The organism is Lysinibacillus xylanilyticus, assembly GCF_001708185.1.
Lineage (GTDB): Bacteria > Bacillota > Bacilli > Bacillales_A > Planococcaceae > Lysinibacillus > Lysinibacillus xylanilyticus_A.
Genome location: NZ_MDDN01000002.1, coordinates 342,596 through 364,135 on the forward strand (window position 1 = coordinate 342,596; position 21,540 = coordinate 364,135).

The 21,540-nt window shown below is 36.0% G+C and carries 19 protein-coding genes; 7 read left to right on the forward strand and 12 right to left on the reverse strand.

Annotated features, from left to right (window positions below):
- Positions 1 to 132: 132 nt before the first annotated feature.
- Together BFJ97_RS06295 and BFJ97_RS23475 are read right to left on the reverse strand one after the other, a co-directional pair.
- Positions 133 to 1,806: a hypothetical protein gene (locus tag BFJ97_RS06295; RefSeq protein ID WP_223553538.1), complete on the reverse strand. Its 1,674-nt coding sequence runs from the start codon at positions 1,804 to 1,806 to the stop codon at positions 133 to 135.
- 163 nt (positions 1,807 to 1,969) lie between these two features.
- Complete coding sequence (locus BFJ97_RS23475; RefSeq protein ID WP_083226928.1) at positions 1,970 to 2,143, reverse strand: YjfB family protein; 174 nt, start codon at positions 2,141 to 2,143, stop codon at positions 1,970 to 1,972.
- A gap of 160 nt (positions 2,144 to 2,303) precedes the next feature.
- Here BFJ97_RS23475 and BFJ97_RS24540 point away from each other — a divergent pair, with 160 nt between their 5' ends.
- The gene (locus BFJ97_RS24540) at positions 2,304 to 2,480 is read left to right on the forward strand and encodes a hypothetical protein (RefSeq protein WP_175401690.1); all 177 of its coding nucleotides are present in this window, start codon (positions 2,304 to 2,306) and stop codon (positions 2,478 to 2,480) included.
- A gap of 26 nt (positions 2,481 to 2,506) precedes the next feature.
- Here the strand turns inward: BFJ97_RS24540 and yihA are convergent, their stop codons facing one another.
- The 5 genes from yihA to BFJ97_RS06320 all read right to left on the reverse strand — a co-directional run bounded on the left by yihA (position 2,507) and on the right by BFJ97_RS06320 (position 10,025).
- Positions 2,507 to 3,088 carry a ribosome biogenesis GTP-binding protein YihA/YsxC gene (gene yihA, locus BFJ97_RS06300; RefSeq protein WP_068983790.1) on the reverse strand — a complete coding sequence of 194 codons (582 nt, stop codon included), beginning with the start codon at positions 3,086 to 3,088 and terminating at the stop codon, positions 2,507 to 2,509.
- Between the two features lie 4 nt (positions 3,089 to 3,092).
- Complete coding sequence (lon, locus tag BFJ97_RS06305) at positions 3,093 to 5,417, reverse strand: endopeptidase La (RefSeq protein ID WP_068983791.1); 2,325 nt, start codon at positions 5,415 to 5,417, stop codon at positions 3,093 to 3,095.
- Positions 5,418 to 5,646: 229 nt separating this feature from the next.
- Positions 5,647 to 6,918, reverse strand: coding sequence for an ATP-dependent protease ATP-binding subunit ClpX (clpX, locus tag BFJ97_RS06310; RefSeq protein WP_068983792.1), 1,272 nt, complete (start codon positions 6,916 to 6,918; stop codon positions 5,647 to 5,649).
- A 714-nt stretch (positions 6,919 to 7,632) separates the two neighbouring features.
- Positions 7,633 to 8,922, reverse strand: a complete 1,290-nt coding sequence (gene tig / locus BFJ97_RS06315) for a trigger factor (RefSeq protein ID WP_068983793.1) — start codon at positions 8,920 to 8,922, stop codon at positions 7,633 to 7,635.
- Positions 8,923 to 9,035: 113 nt separating this feature from the next.
- Positions 9,036 to 10,025: a hypothetical protein gene (locus BFJ97_RS06320; RefSeq protein ID WP_068983794.1), complete on the reverse strand. Its 990-nt coding sequence runs from the start codon at positions 10,023 to 10,025 to the stop codon at positions 9,036 to 9,038.
- Positions 10,026 to 10,638: 613 nt separating this feature from the next.
- On the opposite strand from BFJ97_RS06320, the gene BFJ97_RS06325 reads away from it, so the two are divergent.
- The 6 genes from BFJ97_RS06325 to BFJ97_RS06350 all read left to right on the forward strand — a co-directional run bounded on the left by BFJ97_RS06325 (position 10,639) and on the right by BFJ97_RS06350 (position 17,404).
- Entirely contained in the window at positions 10,639 to 11,481 is an 843-nt protein-coding gene (locus BFJ97_RS06325; protein ID WP_068983795.1) for a DUF2785 domain-containing protein, read from the forward strand.
- 823 nt (positions 11,482 to 12,304) lie between these two features.
- The gene (gene qoxA / locus BFJ97_RS06330) at positions 12,305 to 13,258 is read left to right on the forward strand and encodes a cytochrome aa3 quinol oxidase subunit II (RefSeq protein WP_068983796.1); all 954 of its coding nucleotides are present in this window, start codon (positions 12,305 to 12,307) and stop codon (positions 13,256 to 13,258) included.
- Between the two features lie 27 nt (positions 13,259 to 13,285).
- Positions 13,286 to 15,229: a cytochrome aa3 quinol oxidase subunit I gene (qoxB, locus tag BFJ97_RS06335; RefSeq protein WP_068983797.1), complete on the forward strand. Its 1,944-nt coding sequence runs from the start codon at positions 13,286 to 13,288 to the stop codon at positions 15,227 to 15,229.
- A gap of 1 nt (position 15,230) precedes the next feature.
- Positions 15,231 to 15,830, forward strand: a complete 600-nt coding sequence (gene qoxC / locus BFJ97_RS06340) for a cytochrome aa3 quinol oxidase subunit III (protein ID WP_068983798.1) — start codon at positions 15,231 to 15,233, stop codon at positions 15,828 to 15,830.
- Positions 15,830 to 16,114 (forward strand): cytochrome aa3 quinol oxidase subunit IV, encoded by a 285-nt coding sequence (gene qoxD, locus BFJ97_RS06345; RefSeq protein ID WP_068983799.1) that lies wholly within the window; start codon positions 15,830 to 15,832, stop codon positions 16,112 to 16,114. The genes qoxC and qoxD overlap by 1 nt, the downstream gene beginning before the upstream one ends.
- Positions 16,115 to 16,543: 429 nt before the next feature.
- A complete protein-coding gene (locus tag BFJ97_RS06350) occupies positions 16,544 to 17,404 on the forward strand; it encodes a DUF6612 family protein (RefSeq protein ID WP_068983800.1) in 861 nt (286 codons plus the stop codon).
- A gap of 131 nt (positions 17,405 to 17,535) precedes the next feature.
- Here the strand turns inward: BFJ97_RS06350 and BFJ97_RS06355 are convergent, their stop codons facing one another.
- The 5 genes from BFJ97_RS06355 to tsaA form a co-directional block, all read right to left on the reverse strand.
- On the reverse strand, positions 17,536 to 17,958 hold the full coding sequence (locus BFJ97_RS06355) for a universal stress protein (RefSeq protein ID WP_068983801.1): 423 nt from the start codon (positions 17,956 to 17,958) through the stop codon (positions 17,536 to 17,538).
- A 281-nt stretch (positions 17,959 to 18,239) separates the two neighbouring features.
- A complete protein-coding gene (locus BFJ97_RS24545) occupies positions 18,240 to 18,401 on the reverse strand; it encodes a hypothetical protein (protein WP_175401692.1) in 162 nt (53 codons plus the stop codon).
- Between the two features lie 592 nt (positions 18,402 to 18,993).
- Positions 18,994 to 20,145 carry a DUF418 domain-containing protein gene (locus BFJ97_RS06360; protein WP_254660126.1) on the reverse strand — a complete coding sequence of 384 codons (1,152 nt, stop codon included), beginning with the start codon at positions 20,143 to 20,145 and terminating at the stop codon, positions 18,994 to 18,996.
- Between the two features lie 453 nt (positions 20,146 to 20,598).
- A complete protein-coding gene (locus tag BFJ97_RS25625) occupies positions 20,599 to 20,802 on the reverse strand; it encodes a GNAT family N-acetyltransferase (RefSeq protein ID WP_083226929.1) in 204 nt (67 codons plus the stop codon).
- A gap of 215 nt (positions 20,803 to 21,017) precedes the next feature.
- A complete protein-coding gene (gene tsaA / locus BFJ97_RS06365; protein WP_068983803.1) occupies positions 21,018 to 21,479 on the reverse strand; it encodes a tRNA (N6-threonylcarbamoyladenosine(37)-N6)-methyltransferase TrmO in 462 nt (153 codons plus the stop codon).
- Positions 21,480 to 21,540 lie beyond the last annotated feature (61 nt).

A 21,540-nucleotide genomic window follows, 5' to 3' on the forward strand; every position in this document is an offset into this window, starting at 1 on the left:
TCATATACGAAGTTGTCAAATATGTTATTCAACTCAAACTTAAAATCTGCTCGTCTTCTGCAAGTATGCTTTTACGTTTCACATAACTAAAATAAAGAATACTATTTGCAGAAGATTTGCAGATTCTATTTATTAATCAACTAATACAAAATGAGCTTTGCCAAAACGATCTGATAATACTACTAAACGATCAGCTGGTTTTAAATCCGATGGTTGAATAACTTTACCAGCTTTAATAAGCGTAGCTTGGTTAATATTCATATCTACCATTTCCCCTGCTTCATACCATCGACCATTTTGCCATTGACTAACGCTCTTCACATTAATCGTAGCTGGATATGTCGATTTTACTGACTGTAGTTTACCAGTTAACATCAATGGTGCAACAGGCTTAGCTTTATTAAGAATATGAAGGGCCTGTACATGTCCATCTTTCACATAGAAGTAACCATATTCACCTTCAGATAAATGAAGCTCAATATCAGGGACTACACTATATGTTTTGTTTCCATCATCGACCATTGCCTTCGTTGAATTACTAACTGACAGTACAGTACGATCTGTTTTCTTGAAAACATTTGACTCGATCTTCATTGCGTCATCGATTTCAATTAAATAGCCGTCCGCTTGTGATAAACGTCCATAATATAATTCATGACCTGATAAGTTTGGTGACATAAAGCTGTCACTTGTTACTTGAACAACTTGTGCATAATGATCGCGCGCAGCGCCGTCTGAAATAACAAAAGCCGTACCATAAGCCATCAATCCAGTAGGTTCGATTAAACGACCATTTCGAATTAATATCGTTCCATCGTGGAAGTACAATGTACCTGCCGATTTAAGTTTTAATAATTTATATTCTGTATCTACAGAAAGCATAGGCTCATAATAAGTACGCTCGTTATTTTTCAAAACAACAATCTTCTCAATGACTTCTTTGCCGAATTGTTTAACGGTCGCATAGTATGCTTCACTGCCAATATAATTTTTTAGTTGGCCTTTTTCAATCTTTGTATTTCCAACATAAATCGGTACCTTTGATGAAAAATCCATCGTTGATAAAGCTGTTGTTGTGCTTGAGCCAAATTGCCAATTTACAAATGCATGTTGATTTTTTACAGTTAACTTATTTGTATTGGCATTAACTGCTTGTATTTCACCTTTATATAGGTTTTCAACTAATGTACCTGTCTCACTAATTTCTATTTTTGTGACAATGGATGTATTTGGGTTTTTAAGATTAAGTTTTACTCGATCCCCTACGTACAGTGCACTAATATCGACAGCTGAAGAGTTCTTTTGATAAGTTGTATCTTTATTGATATAGTAGGTTGTTTCCTCCCCAATATCTGGCTTCAGCGTAATGAATAACCCATTTGGATCGATACTTGTCACTACTCCAGCAAGTTTTTTAGTATTTTGTCCAACTGGTGTAGATTCTGTTTCTTTTTCTTTTTCTGCTGTGGTATTGGAAGTACCTCGTAGCTCAACAACACTTCGAAGGGAAATATCCGCTTCTACTTTCATACCCATCTTAAATCCTTCAATTGTTGTTACTGTATTATTAATATACAGACGGGCATTATCATTTATATTGTATGTAACTGTACGACCGCTATCATTTTGCAAAGTAATTTTACTAAGCTTTTTTTCTATTACTCCATTAGAATTTGCATATTCCGAAAATGTTACATCAACAAAAGTCCCAGTTACCATTTGCTCAGCATGCGCTGTTTGATTTGATGAAAATCCGAGAACCGTTAGAAATAAAATCAGTAATATGTATGGAATTTTCTTCAACAAATCCCGCCTCCTTTAAAAGTTGCTATTTATACAGTATATCGTATTATTGGTAGTTTTTCCTATTAAAAAAGTTACAAATTAGCATATTGTCCTTTCTTTATAACAGCTACCATTAGATATAAAGATAGAGGTAGCTTCTAACTTCAAGCTACCTTTTCCTTCATCACACTTGAATGTCAATTGTATGTCCAGATGTCGGATGTGGAGCATCTAACATTTCAACTAACTGTTCAGAATTTTGTTGCTGCATGTCCATAGCTTGCTTTGTTACAGCTAGCGATACGTTTTGCATTAAAGTCGCTTGATTCATTGCAATTGATAAAGCCGCGATATCCATATAGTCCACCTCCTATCTGATTTATCGGCCAAATGTTTCAATCATCAAGCGATTTCCCCTTTTTTCTACATAATTTTCTGTTGCTCTCGCTACTGGGAACCTCCACAACTTTCGTAACAAAAAAAAAAACATCTACTGTCCTAAATATTAGACGCAATAGATGTTTTTTTATCTTCATTTAGCAGATCTTTTCTGTGCGAAAGCGAAGCGACAGCAACAAAATGTTTTAGTAGCAAAAGGAAAGCCTCAGTTACAGAGGACTCCTACCTCTAAAGGTGGTAAGTTGAAATGTGGAATAGTTCCTTTTTCAATGGATGTCCAAACACCTACTGCATGAAGATAAATATCCTCCGAAGGATAGCATTACATTTTATTTTCGATAGTACGCCAAGCTTCTTCAAAGCCAATTCCTTTTTCTGAAGAAAAGACAATAATTGGATCATTTTTCTCCATATCTAGCGTTTCTTTCACGATTTTTTTATGCTTATCCCATTTACCTTTTGGAATTTTATCTGCCTTTGTTGCAATGATAATACAAGGAATATTGTAATGCTTTAAAAAATCATACATCAAACGATCATCAGCTGTAGGGGGATGACGTAAATCAACAATTTGTACGACTGCCTTTAATTCATTGCGCCCTGTAAAATAGCGCTCGATCATTTTTCCCCATGCTTCACGCTCAGTCTTTGAAACCTTTGCATAACCATAGCCCGGAACATCTACGAAAAACAACTGTTCTTCGATTTTGTAAAAATTAAGCGTTTGTGTTTTTCCGGGTTTAGAAGAAATACGTGCTAAAGCTTTACGACCGATCATTCGGTTAATGAAGGAAGATTTCCCTACATTTGAACGACCGGCTAGTGCAAATTCTGGCAGTCCATCTTCTGGATATTGGTCTGGTCTTACAGCACTTATGACCATTTCGACATTATGGACTTTCATGTTCTTAAAAACCTCCGTCCAGTGCATAGGCCAATACTTCATCAGCCGATGACACTAGTTTAAATGTTAGTTGTTCGCGTACACTCTCAGGAATATCTTCAATATCTCGCTCATTATCTTTTGGACAAATAATTGTTGTTAAGCCCGCTCGATGTGCACTGAGTGTTTTTTCCTTTAAGCCACCAATTGGCAACACACGTCCGCGTAATGTAATTTCACCCGTCATGCCAACCTCACGGCGTATTGGTCGATGTAACATTGCGGAAACAATTGCGGTTGCCATTGTAATACCTGCTGAAGGTCCATCTTTTGGCACAGCTCCTTCAGGAACGTGAATATGAATATCATGTGTTTCAAAATATTCTGCATCCACTTTTAGCTCTTCCATCTTTGTACGGACATACGATAAAGCCGTTTGAGCAGATTCCTTCATGACATCGCCTAGCTTCCCAGTCAGCTGCAATTTCCCTTTACCAGGTGTTAATGATACCTCAATTTGCAATGTATCACCACCCACAGTTGTATAAGCAAGCCCCGTAGCTACACCGACTTGATTTTCCTTCTCTGCTTGTCCATAACGGAAGCGATGTTTGCCTAGTAATTCTTCTAGTGACTTTGAGCTAACTGTTACTCGTTTCTTCTCACCTGAAACGATAATCTTAGCAATTTTACGACATAGTGTTGCGATTTGACGCTCTAGTCCTCGGACTCCTGCTTCACGTGAATAATAACGAATAATATCTATTACCGCTTCATCTTTAATAATAACTTGTGTTTTTTTCAAGCCATGCTCTTTTAATTGTTTTGGTATTAAATGGTTTATTGTTATTTGCACCTTTTCAATTTCTGTATAACCAGCAATTGAAATTACTTCCATACGATCTAGTAACGGTCCAGGAATTGTACTTAAATCATTGGCAGTTGCAATAAATAATACATTTGATAAATCGTAAGGTTCTTCGATGTAATGATCGCTAAATGTATTATTTTGGGCTGGATCTAAAACTTCAAGCATTGCTGCTGCAGGATCTCCCCTGAAATCATTAGACATTTTATCAATTTCGTCTAGTAAGAACACGGGATTAATCGTCCCTGCCTTTTTCATACCTTGGATAATACGACCTGGCATTGCCCCAACATACGTACGACGATGACCACGAATTTCTGATTCATCACGTACCCCACCTAATGAAATACGGATAAATTTACGATCCAAGCTTTCCGCAATAGATCGAGCTAACGACGTTTTACCGACACCTGGAGGGCCAGCTAAACATAATATTGGTCCACGTAACGAGTTTTTCAACTGTCGTACAGCCAAATATTCCAATACACGTTCTTTTACTTTTTCTAAACCATCATGATCACGATTTAAAATGTTTTCTGCATGTTCGATATTCATACGGTCTTCAGTCGCATTTGTCCATGGTAGCGCTACAATCCAATCAATGTAGTTTCGGATTACGCCACTTTCCGCACTAGCTCCTGGTAACTTTTCATAGCGATCTAACTCTTTAAGCACTGCTTCTTTCGTTGATTCAGGCATTCCTGTTTCGTCAATACGCTTACGTAATTCAGCTACTTCGCCAGTTTTTCCTTCACGATCCCCTAGCTCTGTTTGAATAGCTTTCATTTGTTCACGTAAATAATATTCTTTTTGCGTACGTTCCATAGATTGCTTAACTTTTGTACTAATTTTCTTCTCAAGATCAAGCACTTCTTGCTCGTCGTGCAAACGAATAATTAAATGATCTAGACGTTTTTTGACACTGAGCATCTCCAATACTTCTTGTTTATCAGCAATCTTAATTGGCAAATGTGATGCAATGATGTCTGCTAAACGACCTGGCTCTTCAATGTCTACCACAGTATTAATGGTTTCAGATGTAATCTTATTAGAGGCTTTCGCGTATTTTTCGAAATACGTTAACAACGTGCGCATTAAAGCCTGTGTTTCAACATCCTTATCGATTGGTTCTTCCTTAACATCGATGTCTACAACCGTATATTTTTCCAACGCTTGATAGTTACTCCACGAAGCACGGGCTACACCTTCCACTAAAATACGCAGTGTTCCATTTGGTAATTTTAGCATCTGCTTAACATATGCAATCGTGCCAATTGTATATAAATCTTGTTCATCAGGCTGTTCATCATGCATTTCTTTTTGTGTTACCAATAATATCAATTGGTCCTCTAACATTGCCTGTTCTAGCGCTGCTACAGAACGATTTCTACCCACATCAATATGTAACACCATCGACGGGTATACTAAAAGTCCACGTAAAGGCAATAATGGTACATTTGTTGTTTTTTGTATTGTCACCATGCGGGTATTCACCTCCGTCAAAATTTTCTTGTTCACATCCCGCGCTACTAGTATGTGTCTAAAAAGTCGATTCACACTAGTTTATCAAGCGAGCCAAAAATTTCATTTTTTATAGCCGGCTTTATGTATGAATGAATAAAAAGCTGACTATCGATATGTGCGAATATTGCACAATCGAAGTCAGCTAAATTACTCTTTATCTCATAACAATAGACAGCCACGCTGTTCGTTATGCTGAAGTTTTTGTGTCGCTACCTTCATCGAGTTCCGTGCCATCTTCAAGAAGCAATTTCGGTTTTTCTTTATCCGTAATTGTTTTTGCAGTAATGATACATTTTTTCACGTCTTCACGTGAAGGTAATTCGTACATTACATCAAGCATTGTTGACTCAATAATTGAACGAAGACCACGTGCACCCGTTTTACGTTCAATTGCTTCTTTTGCAATTTCCGCAAGGGCACCTTCATCAAACTCAAGCTCAACACCATCGAGTTCAAGCATTTTTTGATATTGCTTAGCTAGTGCATTTTTAGGCTCCGTTAAAATTTGAACAAGCGCAGCCTCGTTTAATTGCTCTAGACTTGCAAGTACTGGTAATCGACCGATGAATTCTGGTATAAGACCAAATTTCAACAAATCCTCTGGAATTAGCTTTGCCATTATTGAGCCTTCATCCACATCGATTTTGTTTGGATCTGAACCAAAGCCAATTACTTTTTCACCCTGACGACGTTTAATAATGGATTCTATTCCATCAAACGCTCCACCCACAATGAATAAGATGTTTGTAGTATCGATTTGTAAAAACTCTTGATGAGGGTGCTTACGTCCGCCTTGTGGTGGGACACTCGCAACTGTTCCTTCTAAAATTTTAAGAAGGGCTTGTTGTACACCTTCACCTGATACATCACGTGTAATAGATGGATTTTCAGATTTACGCGCAACTTTATCGATTTCATCAATATAGATGATTCCTTTTTCAGCACGCTCAATATCGTAATCTGCCGATTGAATTAATTTTAATAAGATATTTTCAACGTCCTCACCTACATAGCCAGCCTCTGTTAGAGAAGTAGCATCCGCAATAGCAAAAGGAACATTTAATATACGCGCCAATGTTTGAGCTAATAAAGTTTTACCGCTACCAGTTGGGCCGATTAACACAATGTTCGATTTTGCTAATTCTACATCATCAATTTTACTATTCGTATTAATGCGTTTGTAGTGATTGTAAACCGCAACTGCTAAAGCTTTTTTAGCACGTTCTTGTCCAATTACATACTCATCTAAAATCGCTAAGATTTCTTTTGGTTTTGGAATATCTTGGAATTCAATTTCCTCTTCAACGCCCAGTTCCTCTACAACGATTTCTGAACAAAGCTCGATACATTCATCACAAATATAAACACCAGGACCTGCAACTAATTTACGCACCTGTTCTTGTGGCTTTCCACAGAATGAGCATTTTAAATTGCCTTTTTCATCATTAAATTTGAACAATATGTTTCACCCCTATTCAAGCAACAATCTTACAAGATTATTGAATCTTTATCAAATAAATTGTCTGCACCCATTTACACCACGGCGTTTATGGTTCGAGATTTTAAAATATGTTTACGACATGCATAGTGCGGAAACACTGATATTTACCGTAAAGCTAATCATTATTATAATTGATGAATTTACAATTATACCTTTCATTTCCACACATGTGTAACTTACTCGTTCTTCAGAAACTCATAGCAACCAGAGAACTTACGCTTTTCTTAAAATCTTTTACATTTGCCAGAGGCTTAACTTCATTCAGAAGAGGATGTATTTGCTGTATAGTTTAAACCTTCAGAGCATTGTATCTCATTTGGAAGAGTGAGACATTTTTTATCTTCATTCAGTAGATGTTTGGACACCCACTGAATGAAGATAAAAAACTAAGCTCTGCTCTGCTGTAATGAAGTTAAAATTTAGCATCGTGTGAAAAGTCAAACAATACTATGTATAAGAGAAGTGTAAAGGCTCTGCTTATCCCCTCTTCAAAAAAGTACTTCCTTTGGGAGAATGCTTTTTGCGGTGAAAGTAGTCGTAACATCTAGTAACTATGTCCAACCAAACCTAAAGGGGAATCTGGCTCAACCTAAACAAAATATATGTGATAAAACAAGGCACGGTTTAATGCCGTACCTTGTTTTCATTTATCTATCCAGTTACAAAAAAATCCTATTCAGTAATTTTAGCGTTTTCTACTAAAAATTCAACTGTTTTTTGAATTTTAATGTCGTTTTCAAGAACTGTAGTACCACCTAAAGCTCCTGTAATTTGCTCTTTTGTCATGTTGAATTGAGCAGCCATTTTTTCTAATTCAGCTTCGATATCAGCTTCAGTTGCTTCAATTTTTTCTGCTTCAGCAATTGCTTCAAGTGTTAAAGATACACGTACACGGCTTACTGCTTCTTCTTTCATTTGTCCACGTAAATCTTCTTCTGATTGACCTGAGAATTGATAGTAAAGGTCTAAGTTCATACCTTGCATTTGTAAACGTTGACCAAATTCTTGTAACATACGATCAGTTTCAGAGTTAATCATACCAGCTGGCACTTCGAATTCTGCATTTTCAGCAGCTTTTTCTACTAATTCATCACGAAGAGCTGCATCTGATTCTGCTTGTTTTTGGTTAGCAGTTTGCTCTTTGATTTTAGCACGTAAAGCTTCAACGCCTTCAACTTCTGGGTCTACTTCTTTAGCGAACTCGTCGTTTAATTCTGGAAGAACTTTTGTTTTAACTTCTTTTACAGTTACTTTGAAAGTAGCTTCTTTACCAGCTAATTCAGCTGCATGGTATTCTTCTGGGAAAGTAACAACTACGTCTTTTGATTCGCCAGTTTTCACACCTACAAGTTGCTCTTCAAATCCTGGGATGAATGAACCAGAACCGATTTCTAGTGGGTAGTCTTCACCTTTACCACCTTCAAACGCTTCTTCACCTACGAAACCTTCAAAGTCGATAACAGCTGTATCGCCTTCTACGATTGCTTCGTCTTCTTTAATTTCAAGCTCTGCTTTACGAGCTAATTGATCTTGAATTTGTGCTTCTACTTCTTCATCAGTAACTTCTACTGGTAGTTTCGCAACTTCTAAACCTTTGTACTCACCAAGTTTTGGCTCTGGTTTAACAGTTACTTGAGCAGTGAATGCGAAATCTTTACCATGTACAAAGTTTTCTGTACCAGAAATCTCTGGGTAATCAACTGGCATAATACCAGCTTCATCGATCGCTTTTGAATAAGCCTCAGGAACGATGATTTCTAATGCATCTTGGTATAAAGATTCGATACCAAAGCGTTGTTCAAACATTTTACGAGGCATTTTACCTTTACGGAAACCTGGTACGTTAATTTGTTTTACAACTTTTTTGAATGCTTGATCCATTGCTGCGTCTACTTCTGCAGCTGGTACTTCGATTGTAAGAGTACCGATATTACCTTCTTGTTTTTCCCATTTTGCTGACATGTATAAATACCTCCAAATAAATAATCAAGTTTAAAATGTTAGACAATTCATTCGTAACTACGATTTTGACAACCATTTTAGTATAACATAGATGCGTATAGTTTCAACTTATTTCATACTTCATGTAGTTCTGTGAGTTTTTCTAACATTTGTAAAAAGTCGATGATTTCATAGTCCATTTCCTGCACTTTTCCAAGCATGGATTGTACAAAGTCAATATAACCATAGGCAATATCATCAGCTTCGAATGAGTGCCATTCAAACGGAAACGTCACAATGGCATGCTTTGCCATTAAATATTGTACCATTTCCTGCGTCGATGGGTCTTGCTCTAATTTACTTTCAATTATTTTTTTCACTTCCCCATACTGCGGCAACTGATTTGGTAGTACTAAATTAATAGGATTAATAGTCATTTTTTTATTAAACTTTGAAACAGTAATCTCAATTGAGACTTCTTGTTCCACTAATAATATTAGTGCTAAGCTCTGGACAAATGGATGGATCGTTGGACATTCAATAATAGCTTTCAATGCTGTTTTTAATTGTCGTACATTCGTATCCATTAAGCGATGTAATCGAATAGATTGTTCGTCTGGTGTTAATGCACTAAATTTCGACAGTTCGAATTCTTGCTCTTCTAATAATCGTTGTGCATCTTCTTTTTTTTGGAGATTCTTAGCTACTTCTTGATTCAAGCTTCTCAAACGTTCAAATTTCTCTAGCTGATCTATCGGAAATGCATTTTCTTCAATTAATGTCGTAATTAACGACTCGACTTGATGGAATTCCTTTAGCTGCATACATACAGTAACATACAGTTCCATTACTTCCACATATAATGTCGTTCCCATAGCAAGCAATTGCTCACAAACATTTTTAACTTTATCGTATGCCTTTAATTCGTATAAAGCATATGCATAGGCACTTAATGCTAATTCATCTCCATCTTCATATAAAAATGCTTTTTCAAAGCTTGCCACTGCCTCTTCATATTGATAATTTTCCGCATACATATGTGCTTCACGTATTAATGTTTGAATAGCACCAGGAAATACAACAATATTGTCATGTTTTATAACATGTCGTTTTCGTTTTGTCATTCCCCTCACCTCTTTACTACTATTTTCTTATTAGGTCATATACTAGCTCATCACCCTAACGTGGGGGTGATTGACCCTAAGAGTCACAAACTCTTCACGCCAATCCACTTACACGGCATTCATTTTAACAAATGTCAGCTTCAACTTTCCGTGATCAATTTCTAACCCTTGTTTATTTTAACGAAAAGTCATTGCTCTAAGTATCGACAAAAAAATATGTAACGAATCTTACAGCACTATTAACCGAATTTTCATTATAGTGAATGGCTGTTCGGTATAAAGTCAGCCGTTATATCGGAATCAGGAAGAGACACATTTAAAATAGGTGGTATGTCTTGCTATTGTGCAACCCTTCATAAGTCTATCCCTTTTTGTTGCTTTTCTATCATATCAACTTTATATAGATTCTGGAATTCCCATTGTAAATATACTCCTATATCACTAGAAAACTTCACAATTCAGCAAACTTGTCTTTGAAAGGCTATAATGAAAAGACTTAGCTCCATAGTAAGCAATTTAATAAAAGTAGTGGCAATGACAAGTGATCTTTAAGAAACACTTAATAAAAATTGCTTTTATAGAGAACCTAACTTAACTTTCGGGGGAATTATATATGAATATCAAAAATGCATTACAATCATTTTCAACTATGACACATTCAGCACGCCAACAATTTATGTTACAAGAAGGCGATTGGTTGTTACAAGAAATGTTAACACACATCGGTTCACCAGATGCAGAACTACGAGACCAATTAATTTATCGTACTTTTATCGATTTACTCAGCGACAATTTACTGAGCACTCAACAGCTACAAAATTTATTTGATACAACGACAAGCGACGATTTTTTATATAGAAACATAGGCGAAGAAATGACAGATAGTGTCTTTACACGTTCGTTTTCTGCTTTACTTGTAGCAAATCTTCTTGCAAAGGATGCCGAACTACTGATTTTAAATGATGATCGTCTACAAATTTTCTTTCAAAAGATTGGTCGTTATTTATTATTGGAAAAAGATACGAGAGGTCATGTTCAAGACAAGGGGTGGGCGCATAGTATTGCACATGGTGCCGATTTAGCAGCAATGACGATTAAACATCCTAAGTTTGATTTACAACATGCACCTTCAATCTTACATGCATTGAAACTTGTTTCATGGAAAGGTACTGTCTTTGTCAACGATGAAGAGGAACGCTTAGTTAATATAGTTGAAGCGTTATTGACTTGTGACTACTCCGAGGAAGCATTAATAGAATTTATCGAGCAAGTATTCGATAAATTTGAAATTCATTTAATGACACAAGGCTATAACGAATCCTTTTTTAGTGGACGTACATGCACATTAAATTTAATGAAAACATTGTATTTTGCCTTAAAAATGAATAACCTAGCCCCAAAACTTCAAAATACTATCTATGGACAAGTAGCAAAATGGCTAAAGCTAGGGGCATAAAAATTCACGTTCTTTCTGCTTAGAACATCTATTTTCGTCCTCATAACCTAAATTTAGCAAACTAGGAATATTCTTAGTTTGCTTTTCACCCTAATACAATTTTTTACTTTTCAGACAAAACATATCACCTCCAATATATGGTATTAAGTAGTTATATTAACATAATTAATATCAGTTCCCAATAAATCCCTTAGCATTCATTCCTTACATTGAGAATATATCCTGATATATCCTTTTCACCGCTTTTCATCTACTCCTTTTTTAAAAAAAACGCAACAAAAAAGCATTCAATCCCTTAAACTAGCGCTGATTTTATTACAAATTGACGTCTAAAATGTGAAATGATATTTTCACAAAAAAAACTATTTACTTAGTTAAAGATGATAAACTCAGTATTTTCAACGTTTTAACAGTGTTTATTTTATAAAACACAATAATACCAATATTGAAATAACATTTTTTGTTCAAAAAATGTTCATATTCACCCCTTCTTTGCTATTAATTCAATAACAAAATAATTTTTTTTCTTCGAAACGAGGCGTATAATCACTGTTGCAAACATCAACATTTGTGTCTCTCGATTTTGACAACATAGTCTAAAAATCGGTTGCACAGATTCATAACTTTGCGAACGCTTGCACAAGACCAATCAAATACTAGATTCAATGTTTCATATTGAACCATATCATTGTAAGTATTTCTGATTATTTGATTGGTACGACAATTAAAAGAGGTGACCTTATTTACCCACTATTTATAAATTCGAATCAATACTCAAACACATGAAATTTATGAATAGCCGTTTTATAGAAAGGAGACAAACATGAAGAAAAAGTTAAGCTTAATGTTTATAGCATTTGGTGCATTAGCAATTCTTACTGGCTGTGAACCGCTAACAGTCTTTGATACAAAAGGTCCAAACGCTAAAACATTATCAGACACAATTATTTTATCCATTATTACAATGGCCTTTATATTACTAGTCGTGTACGTGCTTTTAGTAGTTATGCTAACTAAATACCGTGCTTCAAAAACACCTGCCGATTATGAGCCACCTCACGAAGAGGGAAGTCACGTGCTTGAAATAATATGGACAGTTATTCCAATTATCATCGTAGCATTCCTAGCAGTTGTTACAGTAAAAACAACAAGTACAGTAGAGTCTCAACCTGAAGGTTATGACAATAAAGAGCCACTTGTTATTTATGCATCGTCTTCTAACTGGAAATGGCACTTTAGCTATCCAGAGCAAGGGATCGAAACTGTTAACTATGTTAATATGCCTATCGACCGTCCAATTGAGTTCAAACTTTACTCATTCGGACCAATCACAAGTTTCTGGATTCCTCAGTTAGCTGGTCAAAAATATGCGATGAGTGACATGTTAACAACTATTCACCTTGCAGCAGATGACATTGGCTCATTCATGGGTCGTAACTCTAACTTCAGTGGTCGTGGTTTTGCTGAAATGGAATTTGAAGCACAAACGATGACACAAGAAGACTTCGATAAATGGGCTGCCGATGTAAAGGCAAACGAAAAACCATTAACAGAAGAAAAATTTGATGAACTATTAAAAGCAGAACATGTTGGTCGTTCAAGCTATTCATCTACACACTTAGAATTTAGACCTGCTCCTATGGAACATAGTGAACACATGAAAATGGGTGACATGGATCATAGTGATATGGATATGTCTGAAGATGAAATGGATCATTCTAAAATGAACCATGAGGATCACTCACAAGAAAAGTCTGAAGAAACACATTCACATTAATTTTTAAACATGAAAGGAGCGCATCCAATGAGCATGGAAGAAATTTTCCATCCACTGAAAGAACCGATGATTATGGGGGCAGCTATTAGTATCATAGTTGGAGCAGTGGTTATCGCAGTTGGCCTTACTTATTTCAAAAAATGGGGCTATTTCTACAAAAACTGGCTATCAACTGTTGACCATAAAAAAATCGGTATTATGTATATCGCCACAGCACTTTTGATGCTATTCCGCGGTGGTATCGATGCATTGTTAATGCGTGCACAAACTGCAGTTCCTGATAATGGACTTCTTGATGCACAACACTATAATGAGATTTTTACAACACACGGTATAATCATGATTTTATTCATGGCAATGCCATTCGTAATTGGTTTAATGAACATTGTTATCCCACTGCAAATTGGTGCACGTGACGTTGCCTTCCCACGTCTGAATGCAGTCAGCTTCTGGTTATTTGCAGCTGGTTGCGGTTTACTAAACCTATCATTTATCATTGGTGGTTCACCAGATACTGGTTGGACAGCCTACTTCCCACTAGCAGGGACAGAATTTAGTCCAACTGTCGGGAACAACTACTATTCTTTAGCTTTACAATTATCAGGGATTGGTACGTTACTGACTGGTGTTAACTTCATCACGACAATCATTAAAATGCGTGCACCTGGTATGACATTAATGAAAATGCCAATGTTTAGTTGGTCAATTTTAATTACAAACGTTATTATCGTATTCGCTTTCCCAGTGTTAACTGTAGCGCTTGCATTAATGATGTTAGACCGTCAATTCGGTACACAATTCTTTGCAATGCAAAATGGTGGTATGGACATGCTTTGGGCCAACCTATTCTGGGTTTGGGGACATCCTGAAGTTTATATCGTTATCCTACCTGCATTCGGTATTTTCTCAGAAATCATTGCGACATTTGCACGTAAAAACTTATACGGCTATAAATCAATGGTTATGAGTATGGTTGTTATTTCGTTACTATCATTCTTAGTATGGGCCCACCATTTCTATACAATGGGTCACGGCGTTATGGTAAACAGCTTCTTCTCTATTACAACAATGGCGATCGCTGTTCCGACAGGGGTTAAAATATTTAACTGGTTGCTCACAATGAGGCACGGTAAAATTCAATTTACAACCCCTATGCTTTATGCACTTGGTTTTATTCCAATCTTCACAATTGGTGGGGTTACAGGGGTAATGCTAGCAATGTCTAGTGCGGACTATCAATATCATAATACGATGTTCTTAGTTGCCCACTTCCACTATGTATTAATTCCAGGTACAGTATTCGGTGTACTTGCAGGTTACCACTACTGGTGGCCAAAAATGTTCGGTTTCCGATTAAATGAAAAACTAGGGAAAGCTGGTTTCTGGTTTATCGCAATTAGCTTCAACGTTGCTTTCTTCCCTCTATTTATTTTAGGTTTAGATGGTTACGCTCGTCGTATGTACACTTACTCTGAGTCAACTGGATATGGTCCATTAAGCATGGTATCGTTCATCGGTGCAATTGGTCTTGCTGTTGGCTTTGCGTTAATCGTATACAATATTTACTACAGCTGGAAACATATGCCTCGCAACGAAAAAGCAGATGTTTGGGATGGTCGTACGTTAGAATGGGCTACTCATTCTCCAGTTCCTGAATACAACTTTGCAGTAGTTCCGACTATTTCACGTTTAGACGAATTCTGGTTCGCTAAAAAAGAAGGTCGCGATATTACAGCAGGTAAGATCGAAAAAATTCATATGCCTAACAACACTGGCGCACCTTTCTGGATGAGTGGATTCTTCTTCCTTGCAGCATTCTTCGCTGTATTTAGTCTATGGACTCCAGCCATCATTAGTATGCTATTTGTATTTGGCTTTATGATACATCGTTCATTTGAAGACGATCATGGTCGTTACATTTCAGTTGAAGAAGTTATGGCAACTGAAAAAAGCTTGAGAGGTGATAAATAAAATGAAAATCGATTCTTCACTTCCATTAGAATATAGTACAGAGGAAAATCGCCTGAAAATCTTTGGTTTCTGGATTTTCCTTGGTGCCGAAATCATGTTATTCGCTACACTATTTACAGTGTATTTCACACTTCATACACGTACAGGTAGTGGCCCGAATGGCGCTGAAATTTTTGAATTAACACCAGTATTATGGGAAACATTCTTATTATTAGCAAGTAGTTTCACAATTGGCCTAGGTGTTCATGCAATGCGCCTTGGTAATAAAAAAGCTATGATGACGTTTTTCATCATCACGCTTCTATTAGGTCTTGGCTTCTTAGGTATTGAGATTGATGAGTTTGTCACTTATGTTCATGAAGGTGCTACAATTCAAACTAGCGCATTCTTATCAGCATTAATGACTTTACTTGGTACGCACGGTGCCCACGTAACATTCGGTTTCTTCTGGGGCGTTGCAATTTTAATCCAAGTAGCAAAACGTGGTTTAAACCCACAAACGGCTAACAAAGCGTTTATCTTCTCACTGTACTGGCACTTCCTAGACGTTGTTTGGATTTTCATCTTCAGCTTCGTCTACTTGAAAGGACTGATTAGCTGATGAAGGAATTATTCCCAAAACAACATGTGATGGGCTTCGCCTTCTCACTATTACTAACAGTTGTAGCTTTAGCTGTTGTTAAGTTTGATATGTCTGCTAACATGGCATTTGGTATTTTACTAGTAACTGCTATTGCACAAGCAACTGTACAATTAGTATTATTCATGCACATCGGTGAATCTGAAGATAAGAAAACGTTATATATAACGATTTTATATGCAGTATTCGTAGGTGTTGTTACAATCCTAGGTACATTATTCGCAATGATCTGGGGCTATAACTGATAAAAAAAGCCGAGAAAATGATTTCATTTTCTCGGCTTTTTCTTTTCTGACAAATAGTATTTTCATTAAATGAACAATATCTCCTACTCTACAAGCAATTAAGCCTCGAACACTGGATCAACACTACATACTGAGCTCACCTATTTCAAATCATTTGGAGCCTATCGCAAGAAACTGATCTACTAGCCATTTGTATCAGCACTATTGCAATACAAAGCTATATGAATTTTTGAAACAACACTATTATTCATGTACTATTTTTTCTTGTACTTAGTGTGCAAGAAGGCCATATTAATAAAGGTATACATTAGGTATTTACTATTATTTTAATATTATAATAGTATTTTTTTCAAAATAACGAAACTTTTCCTTTTATAGTAATGTATACTAATAGATATTGTTTTTTATTATGAATAGGAGATGAAATTAATGAAGAAAGTTTTTAAAGTTTTAAGTGTTGGAGCACTAGCACTAACACTAGCAGCTTGTAACAGTAGCGCTACCCCAACGAAAGACACATCTAAAAAAAGTGATCTCACTTTAGAGCAAGTATATGACAAAGCAGTAGAACGCCAAGCTGACATTAAAAGCGTAAGTGCAACAATGGAGATGTCACAAAAAACAAAAGCTGGATCAGGTGATCAAGCTATGGAGATTGCCATGGATTCAAAAATGGAGATGGATGTAATTTCTGATCCACTTGCTGCGCACATTACAGGATCAATGACAGTGCCTGATATGGCTAGTGAAGATAAAAAAACTATGGATATGCCGATCGATATGTACATGAAGAAGGAACAAGGCTTTTTCATGAAAGATCCAACAACTGAAAGCTGGTTTAAATTACCAAGCGAACAGTTTGATGCAATTTTAGAGCAAACTGCATCATCTGCAAACGCTAAAGAACAATTAGAACAGCTTAAAGAGTTTATTGGTGATTTCAAATTCGAGCAAAATGATGATGCATATATTTTAACTTTAGACGCAAAAGGTGATAAATTTAAAGAACTTATCGATTCTGAAATGCAAAAGTCAATGAAAGACCTTGGTCTTGAAGAAAATCCACTTGATAACATAACAATCGATAAAATAAACTACGTTCTACAAATCGATAAAGAAACTTTCGATACTGAAAAAATGGATATGAATTTTGATTTGAAAATGAAAGTTGAAGACCAAGAAATTTCAACTTCAACAAAATCAGTTGTAACTTATACTGAATTCAATCATCTAAAAACAATCGACATTCCACAAGACATTATCGATAAAGCAGCAACACCTGGACAATAATTAAACATAGCTATCTTCAAAGCTATAAAAAAGAAATCTGCTTGCTTCTATAGGAATGCATGCAGATTTCTTTTTATTTGATTATAAGAATTCTTAAAGTGTAAAATTTAAACACCCTTTTTATAACCTTATTAACGAACAATTAGAACATCGCATTTGGCGTGTCGGACGATTCTCTCTGCAACTGAACCTAGTACCATTTTCTCCATTCGATTCAACCCTGTTGCGCCACATACGATTAGGCTCACATCAGGTAGTTCAGTTAAAATCCCTTTCGGAGAACCAGTTACTACAACTGCTCCTACCTCTTTTACTCCTGCTGCTAAAACTTTCTTTTTTAGCTCTTCCATTTTATTTGAGTTGTCGTTTTTTAATTCCTCAGCGTATTTTAAATCATAGGCTGAAATTGCCCCAAAGGACTTTGTATCAATAACGTTAACTAATTCTAAAGCGGCATCATACTGTAAAGTTAATTCAATAGCTTGTTCCAATGCTTTTAATGATTGTTCTGAAAAGTCAATTGCCACTGCAATTTTTTTATAATTTGTAGTCATAGTAGATCTCCTTGTCCATCAACATCATTGAATGTTTTTTATTTCATTATATCACAAATGGAATACAATACAGTTATTGTCATAATCTACCCCTAACGTAGCCTTAGTTTTATTATTGGCCGTTGTAAAGCGCTGAGCAACCATCTCTTGCCGTTTTTCGCTACCATCAATAATCGGCCTTTTACTTTGATACAGAGCATCCTACGAACAGCAGCATTGTTAGCCATTTCGAGTTAACGGCTTTCTTCCCCCTTTTCATTTAACTCCAAAAGAAAAAGACGTCACTTAGACGCCTCTCCCATTATGCTTTCAAACTCTAATATTTCACCTTTAGCCTTTGTTTTTTCCAGCACCTCTAAATACTCTTCTTTTCGATTGATGAGTCGTTCCTGCTGCAATTTTTGGTATGAATTAAGAAAATCATAACTAGCTGCTTTTTCCATTAACTCACCTCATAAAGTATGTTTTATTGTCACTATTATAATGTTGGTATTTTTTCCTGACAATTATATTTATTGTTTTTGATTATAACGTACCAATTGCATGAAGGCTAAAAGATATAACCTATTAGCTTAACATTCATATTTTGGTTCATCACCAAAACGTGTGGTTGATTTCCGTTCCGACTGGGCGCTTTCCTGGGGGCGTCCGATGAGCCGCTTCACTCGCGTTGCTCGCTCCAGGGTCTCATCTGTGACGCTGATCCCCAAGGAGTCACCCAGCCTCCACTCCAATCAACTTATTTACATAGTATATGTTTTAACAAATGTCATCCACAACTTTTGGTGATAATCCTATATTTTTCTAAACTTCTTAGACATATTCCCTATATAGAAGAATTTTACTTTTGTTTCAAGCCACTCTCCCTGTCTAACTTAGTGTAGCCTATCCACCCTAGGTATCTAAACTCAACGGGTAAGATGGACTATCAATTTTGCCTCGGCATAATTGATTAACGTAAGCGAAGGGGATTCTCCAATCCCCTTCGTTGAAAAGTTATTAACTTAAAATCTATTATAGAAAATTTCTTTAAAATCACTCTATTATATTATTTATATTCTGTACTTTTTGCTTTAATCGACCATCAAGGGACCAATTCGTCCACATCCTTAGAGCCTGCTCAAATGGACCACGTTTAAATCTTTTAAAATACAATACACTGCCAATGCATTGTGCACTATAAACTACTAACCCAAACAGCATTCCATTCAAGATTCCTAATTTTCCGTACAGCCCAAAACCGTAGCCGAAAAAAACAGTTGTACAAATAATGGATTGCATTAAATAATTAGTTAAAGACAGCTTGCCAACACATTCAAAAGCATAAATAAAAGACGACGTACACCATTTCTTATAAAGCAAGGCAGCTACACATACATAACCTAACGCTAAAACTTGTGCCCCACTCATCTGAAGCATAGTAGATAAATCTCCTTCTTTTAAGCTCGAATATTTACATAATACTCCAATCGGTACAAGTATCAGACCTAACCTATACCACTTTTGCTCCCGCTCCATATTTTCAAATGCTCGCATTTTCGCAAGAGCCATGCCAAGTAAAAATAACGGTACATAGAATAAAGGGGCTACAAGTAATAGAATGGATCCTTCCTGTTCAGGCATCAACCTATTTAAACGATGATTCACGACATCTAAATAACTACCATTTGCATAAACGTTATTTGCTTTTTCAATATACACATCTATCTCCTGCTGATTTGCCGTAAAATTCAAGTTAATATTCATCATAAATGCAACGGAGAATACAAAGAAGATACTAGCCCATATGATGATTGTTTTTACTTTTCGATTAATGAATGGTAACAAAAACAAAATCATAATACCGTAGAATAAAAGTATGTCACCTTCCCATATAAAAGTAGTGTGCAGCCAGCCTAATAAAATCAGGCCCAAGCTTCGTCTAAGTATAATCCATCGACTTTTTAGTCCTTTTTCACGAACAGATTCTATTAACTTTATAAACGAAAATCCAAACAACAGCGTAAAAATAGGCATAAAAGATCCGCCGATAAACACTTTTACAAAATCCCCTGCACTTTGCGACGATAAATTTTTTAAGGCTCCATGCATACCATATTGAAAAACTACTAAATTAGCGAGTAAAATCCCTAGCAAACTAAATCCACGTAGACTATCAATAAATGAAACCCGTTTCACTCCCATCATGTTTCCCCTCTCCATTCATTTAATCAAAGGATAAAGAAATAACCTTATGGCCATTTAATGGTTATCTTAATATGGTCTTAAAATTTGGAAAATAAGTGTTATTTAGGATCATTACCATAACGTGTAGATGATTTACGTTTCGACTTGGCGCTTTCCTCGGGGCCGACACGATAGTGTTCACGAAGGCGTTATCATAGGACGTGTGCCCTTAGCCTTCGATTCTCTACGTGCTCGCTCCTGGTCTCATCTGTAACTAATCCCCAAAGAGTCACCTAATCTCTAACCAATAAAAAAACTTCTACATAATAATAAGTAGAAGCTTGTTCGCTTAACACATCTATTTACTTTTTTGAAATGTAGCAGTTTCAATAGAATATTGCATGAACCCTTCAAAATCTTTTAATTCTGGATTTAGATTGTTATACGGATATTCATAGTTCATTCCCAGCTTATCTAAAATTCGGATAGATGCAACGTTTTCAGGATGACGACAGCGATAATTTTAAGTAAACCAATTTTATAAAATACATAATTCATTAAAGCATTTGCAGCTTCATACGCAATCCCTTGTCCTCTTGAAGTTTGTGAAATACCGTAATAAATTTCGATTTCTGATCCCTTTACATCATCTGGGCCTAGCCCGCATAGCCAATTAATTTTTGACTTTGCTTATTTACAATGGCTAGATTAAGCTTATGAATTTGGGTAGGCGTGTTTTTTTCGTTACAACGAATAAACCACTATTATTCGCTGAACATCGCCTCGACTAGGCACATCCTCTGGGATAAATTGATAAAAATTAGGCTCAGAAACGAAAAAATTCAAGATTACCCTTTAACTTTAAAAGGTGCAGTAATTGTTGTGTAAATATACTAATCCCAATAATTCTTCATTAACTCTGTTGCCCAATATGGTTGTTTTATTTCACCTTTTGGTAGAAACTCTTTCATTACTGGTTTTATATCTATAATAGGTGTTCCATCAATAGCGTCTAAGCCTTTAACGATTAATGTTCTATCCTTCAATTCTAGTAATTCCACAACCGTTACACCTATTTTATTTGGCCTATTTTTACCTCTCTGTGCAAAAATACCGACTTCTGGATAGTCCTTATTTTTTCTTGGATGTCTCGCTTCATATTGGATTTTCTCATCTGAAACTTTGTCAAAATAAAATATAATTTCTAAATGAGAAAAATCATCAATTCCTTTTAAAGAAGATTCATGCATATCCTTTGTCAATTCAATAGTAGAAATAACGCCACCCCAATTGTCATCTTCAATCATCTTTCGACTATTGCTTACTGCAGCTATTGGTTTAATGTTATATTGCATATAATGACCCTCTTCTATTGTGGATTTCCTTTCGATACACCTTCCGTTTAATTCCAGTATA

Bases quoted from the DNA above. Each gene is read 5' to 3' on its own strand.
- BFJ97_RS06350 (WP_068983800.1), top strand. From the start codon at position 16,544: ATGAAGAAAGTTTTTAAAGTTTTAAGTGTTGGAGCACTAGCACTAACA.
- qoxB (WP_068983797.1), top strand. From the start codon at position 13,286: ATGAGCATGGAAGAAATTTTCCATCCACTGAAAGAACCGATGATTATG.
- BFJ97_RS06325 (WP_068983795.1), top strand. From the start codon at position 10,639: ATGAATATCAAAAATGCATTACAATCATTTTCAACTATGACACATTCA.
- lon (WP_068983791.1), bottom strand. From the start codon at position 5,417: ATGGTGACAATACAAAAAACAACAAATGTACCATTATTGCCTTTACGT.
- BFJ97_RS24540 (WP_175401690.1), top strand. From the start codon at position 2,304: ATGTTTTTTTATCTTCATTTAGCAGATCTTTTCTGTGCGAAAGCGAAG.
- BFJ97_RS06355 (WP_068983801.1), bottom strand. From the start codon at position 17,958: ATGACTACAAATTATAAAAAAATTGCAGTGGCAATTGACTTTTCAGAA.
- tig (WP_068983793.1), bottom strand. From the start codon at position 8,922: ATGTCAGCAAAATGGGAAAAACAAGAAGGTAATATCGGTACTCTTACA.
- yihA (WP_068983790.1), bottom strand. From the start codon at position 3,088: ATGAAAGTCCATAATGTCGAAATGGTCATAAGTGCTGTAAGACCAGAC.
- BFJ97_RS24545 (WP_175401692.1), bottom strand. From the start codon at position 18,401: ATGGAAAAAGCAGCTAGTTATGATTTTCTTAATTCATACCAAAAATTG.
- qoxC (WP_068983798.1), top strand. From the start codon at position 15,231: ATGAAAATCGATTCTTCACTTCCATTAGAATATAGTACAGAGGAAAAT.
- BFJ97_RS06320 (WP_068983794.1), bottom strand. From the start codon at position 10,025: ATGACAAAACGAAAACGACATGTTATAAAACATGACAATATTGTTGTA.
- qoxD (WP_068983799.1), top strand. From the start codon at position 15,830: ATGAAGGAATTATTCCCAAAACAACATGTGATGGGCTTCGCCTTCTCA.
- qoxA (WP_068983796.1), top strand. From the start codon at position 12,305: ATGAAGAAAAAGTTAAGCTTAATGTTTATAGCATTTGGTGCATTAGCA.
- BFJ97_RS06360 (WP_254660126.1), bottom strand. From the start codon at position 20,145: ATGATGGGAGTGAAACGGGTTTCATTTATTGATAGTCTACGTGGATTT.
- tsaA (WP_068983803.1), bottom strand. From the start codon at position 21,479: ATGCAATATAACATTAAACCAATAGCTGCAGTAAGCAATAGTCGAAAG.
- BFJ97_RS23475 (WP_083226928.1), bottom strand. From the start codon at position 2,143: ATGGATATCGCGGCTTTATCAATTGCAATGAATCAAGCGACTTTAATG.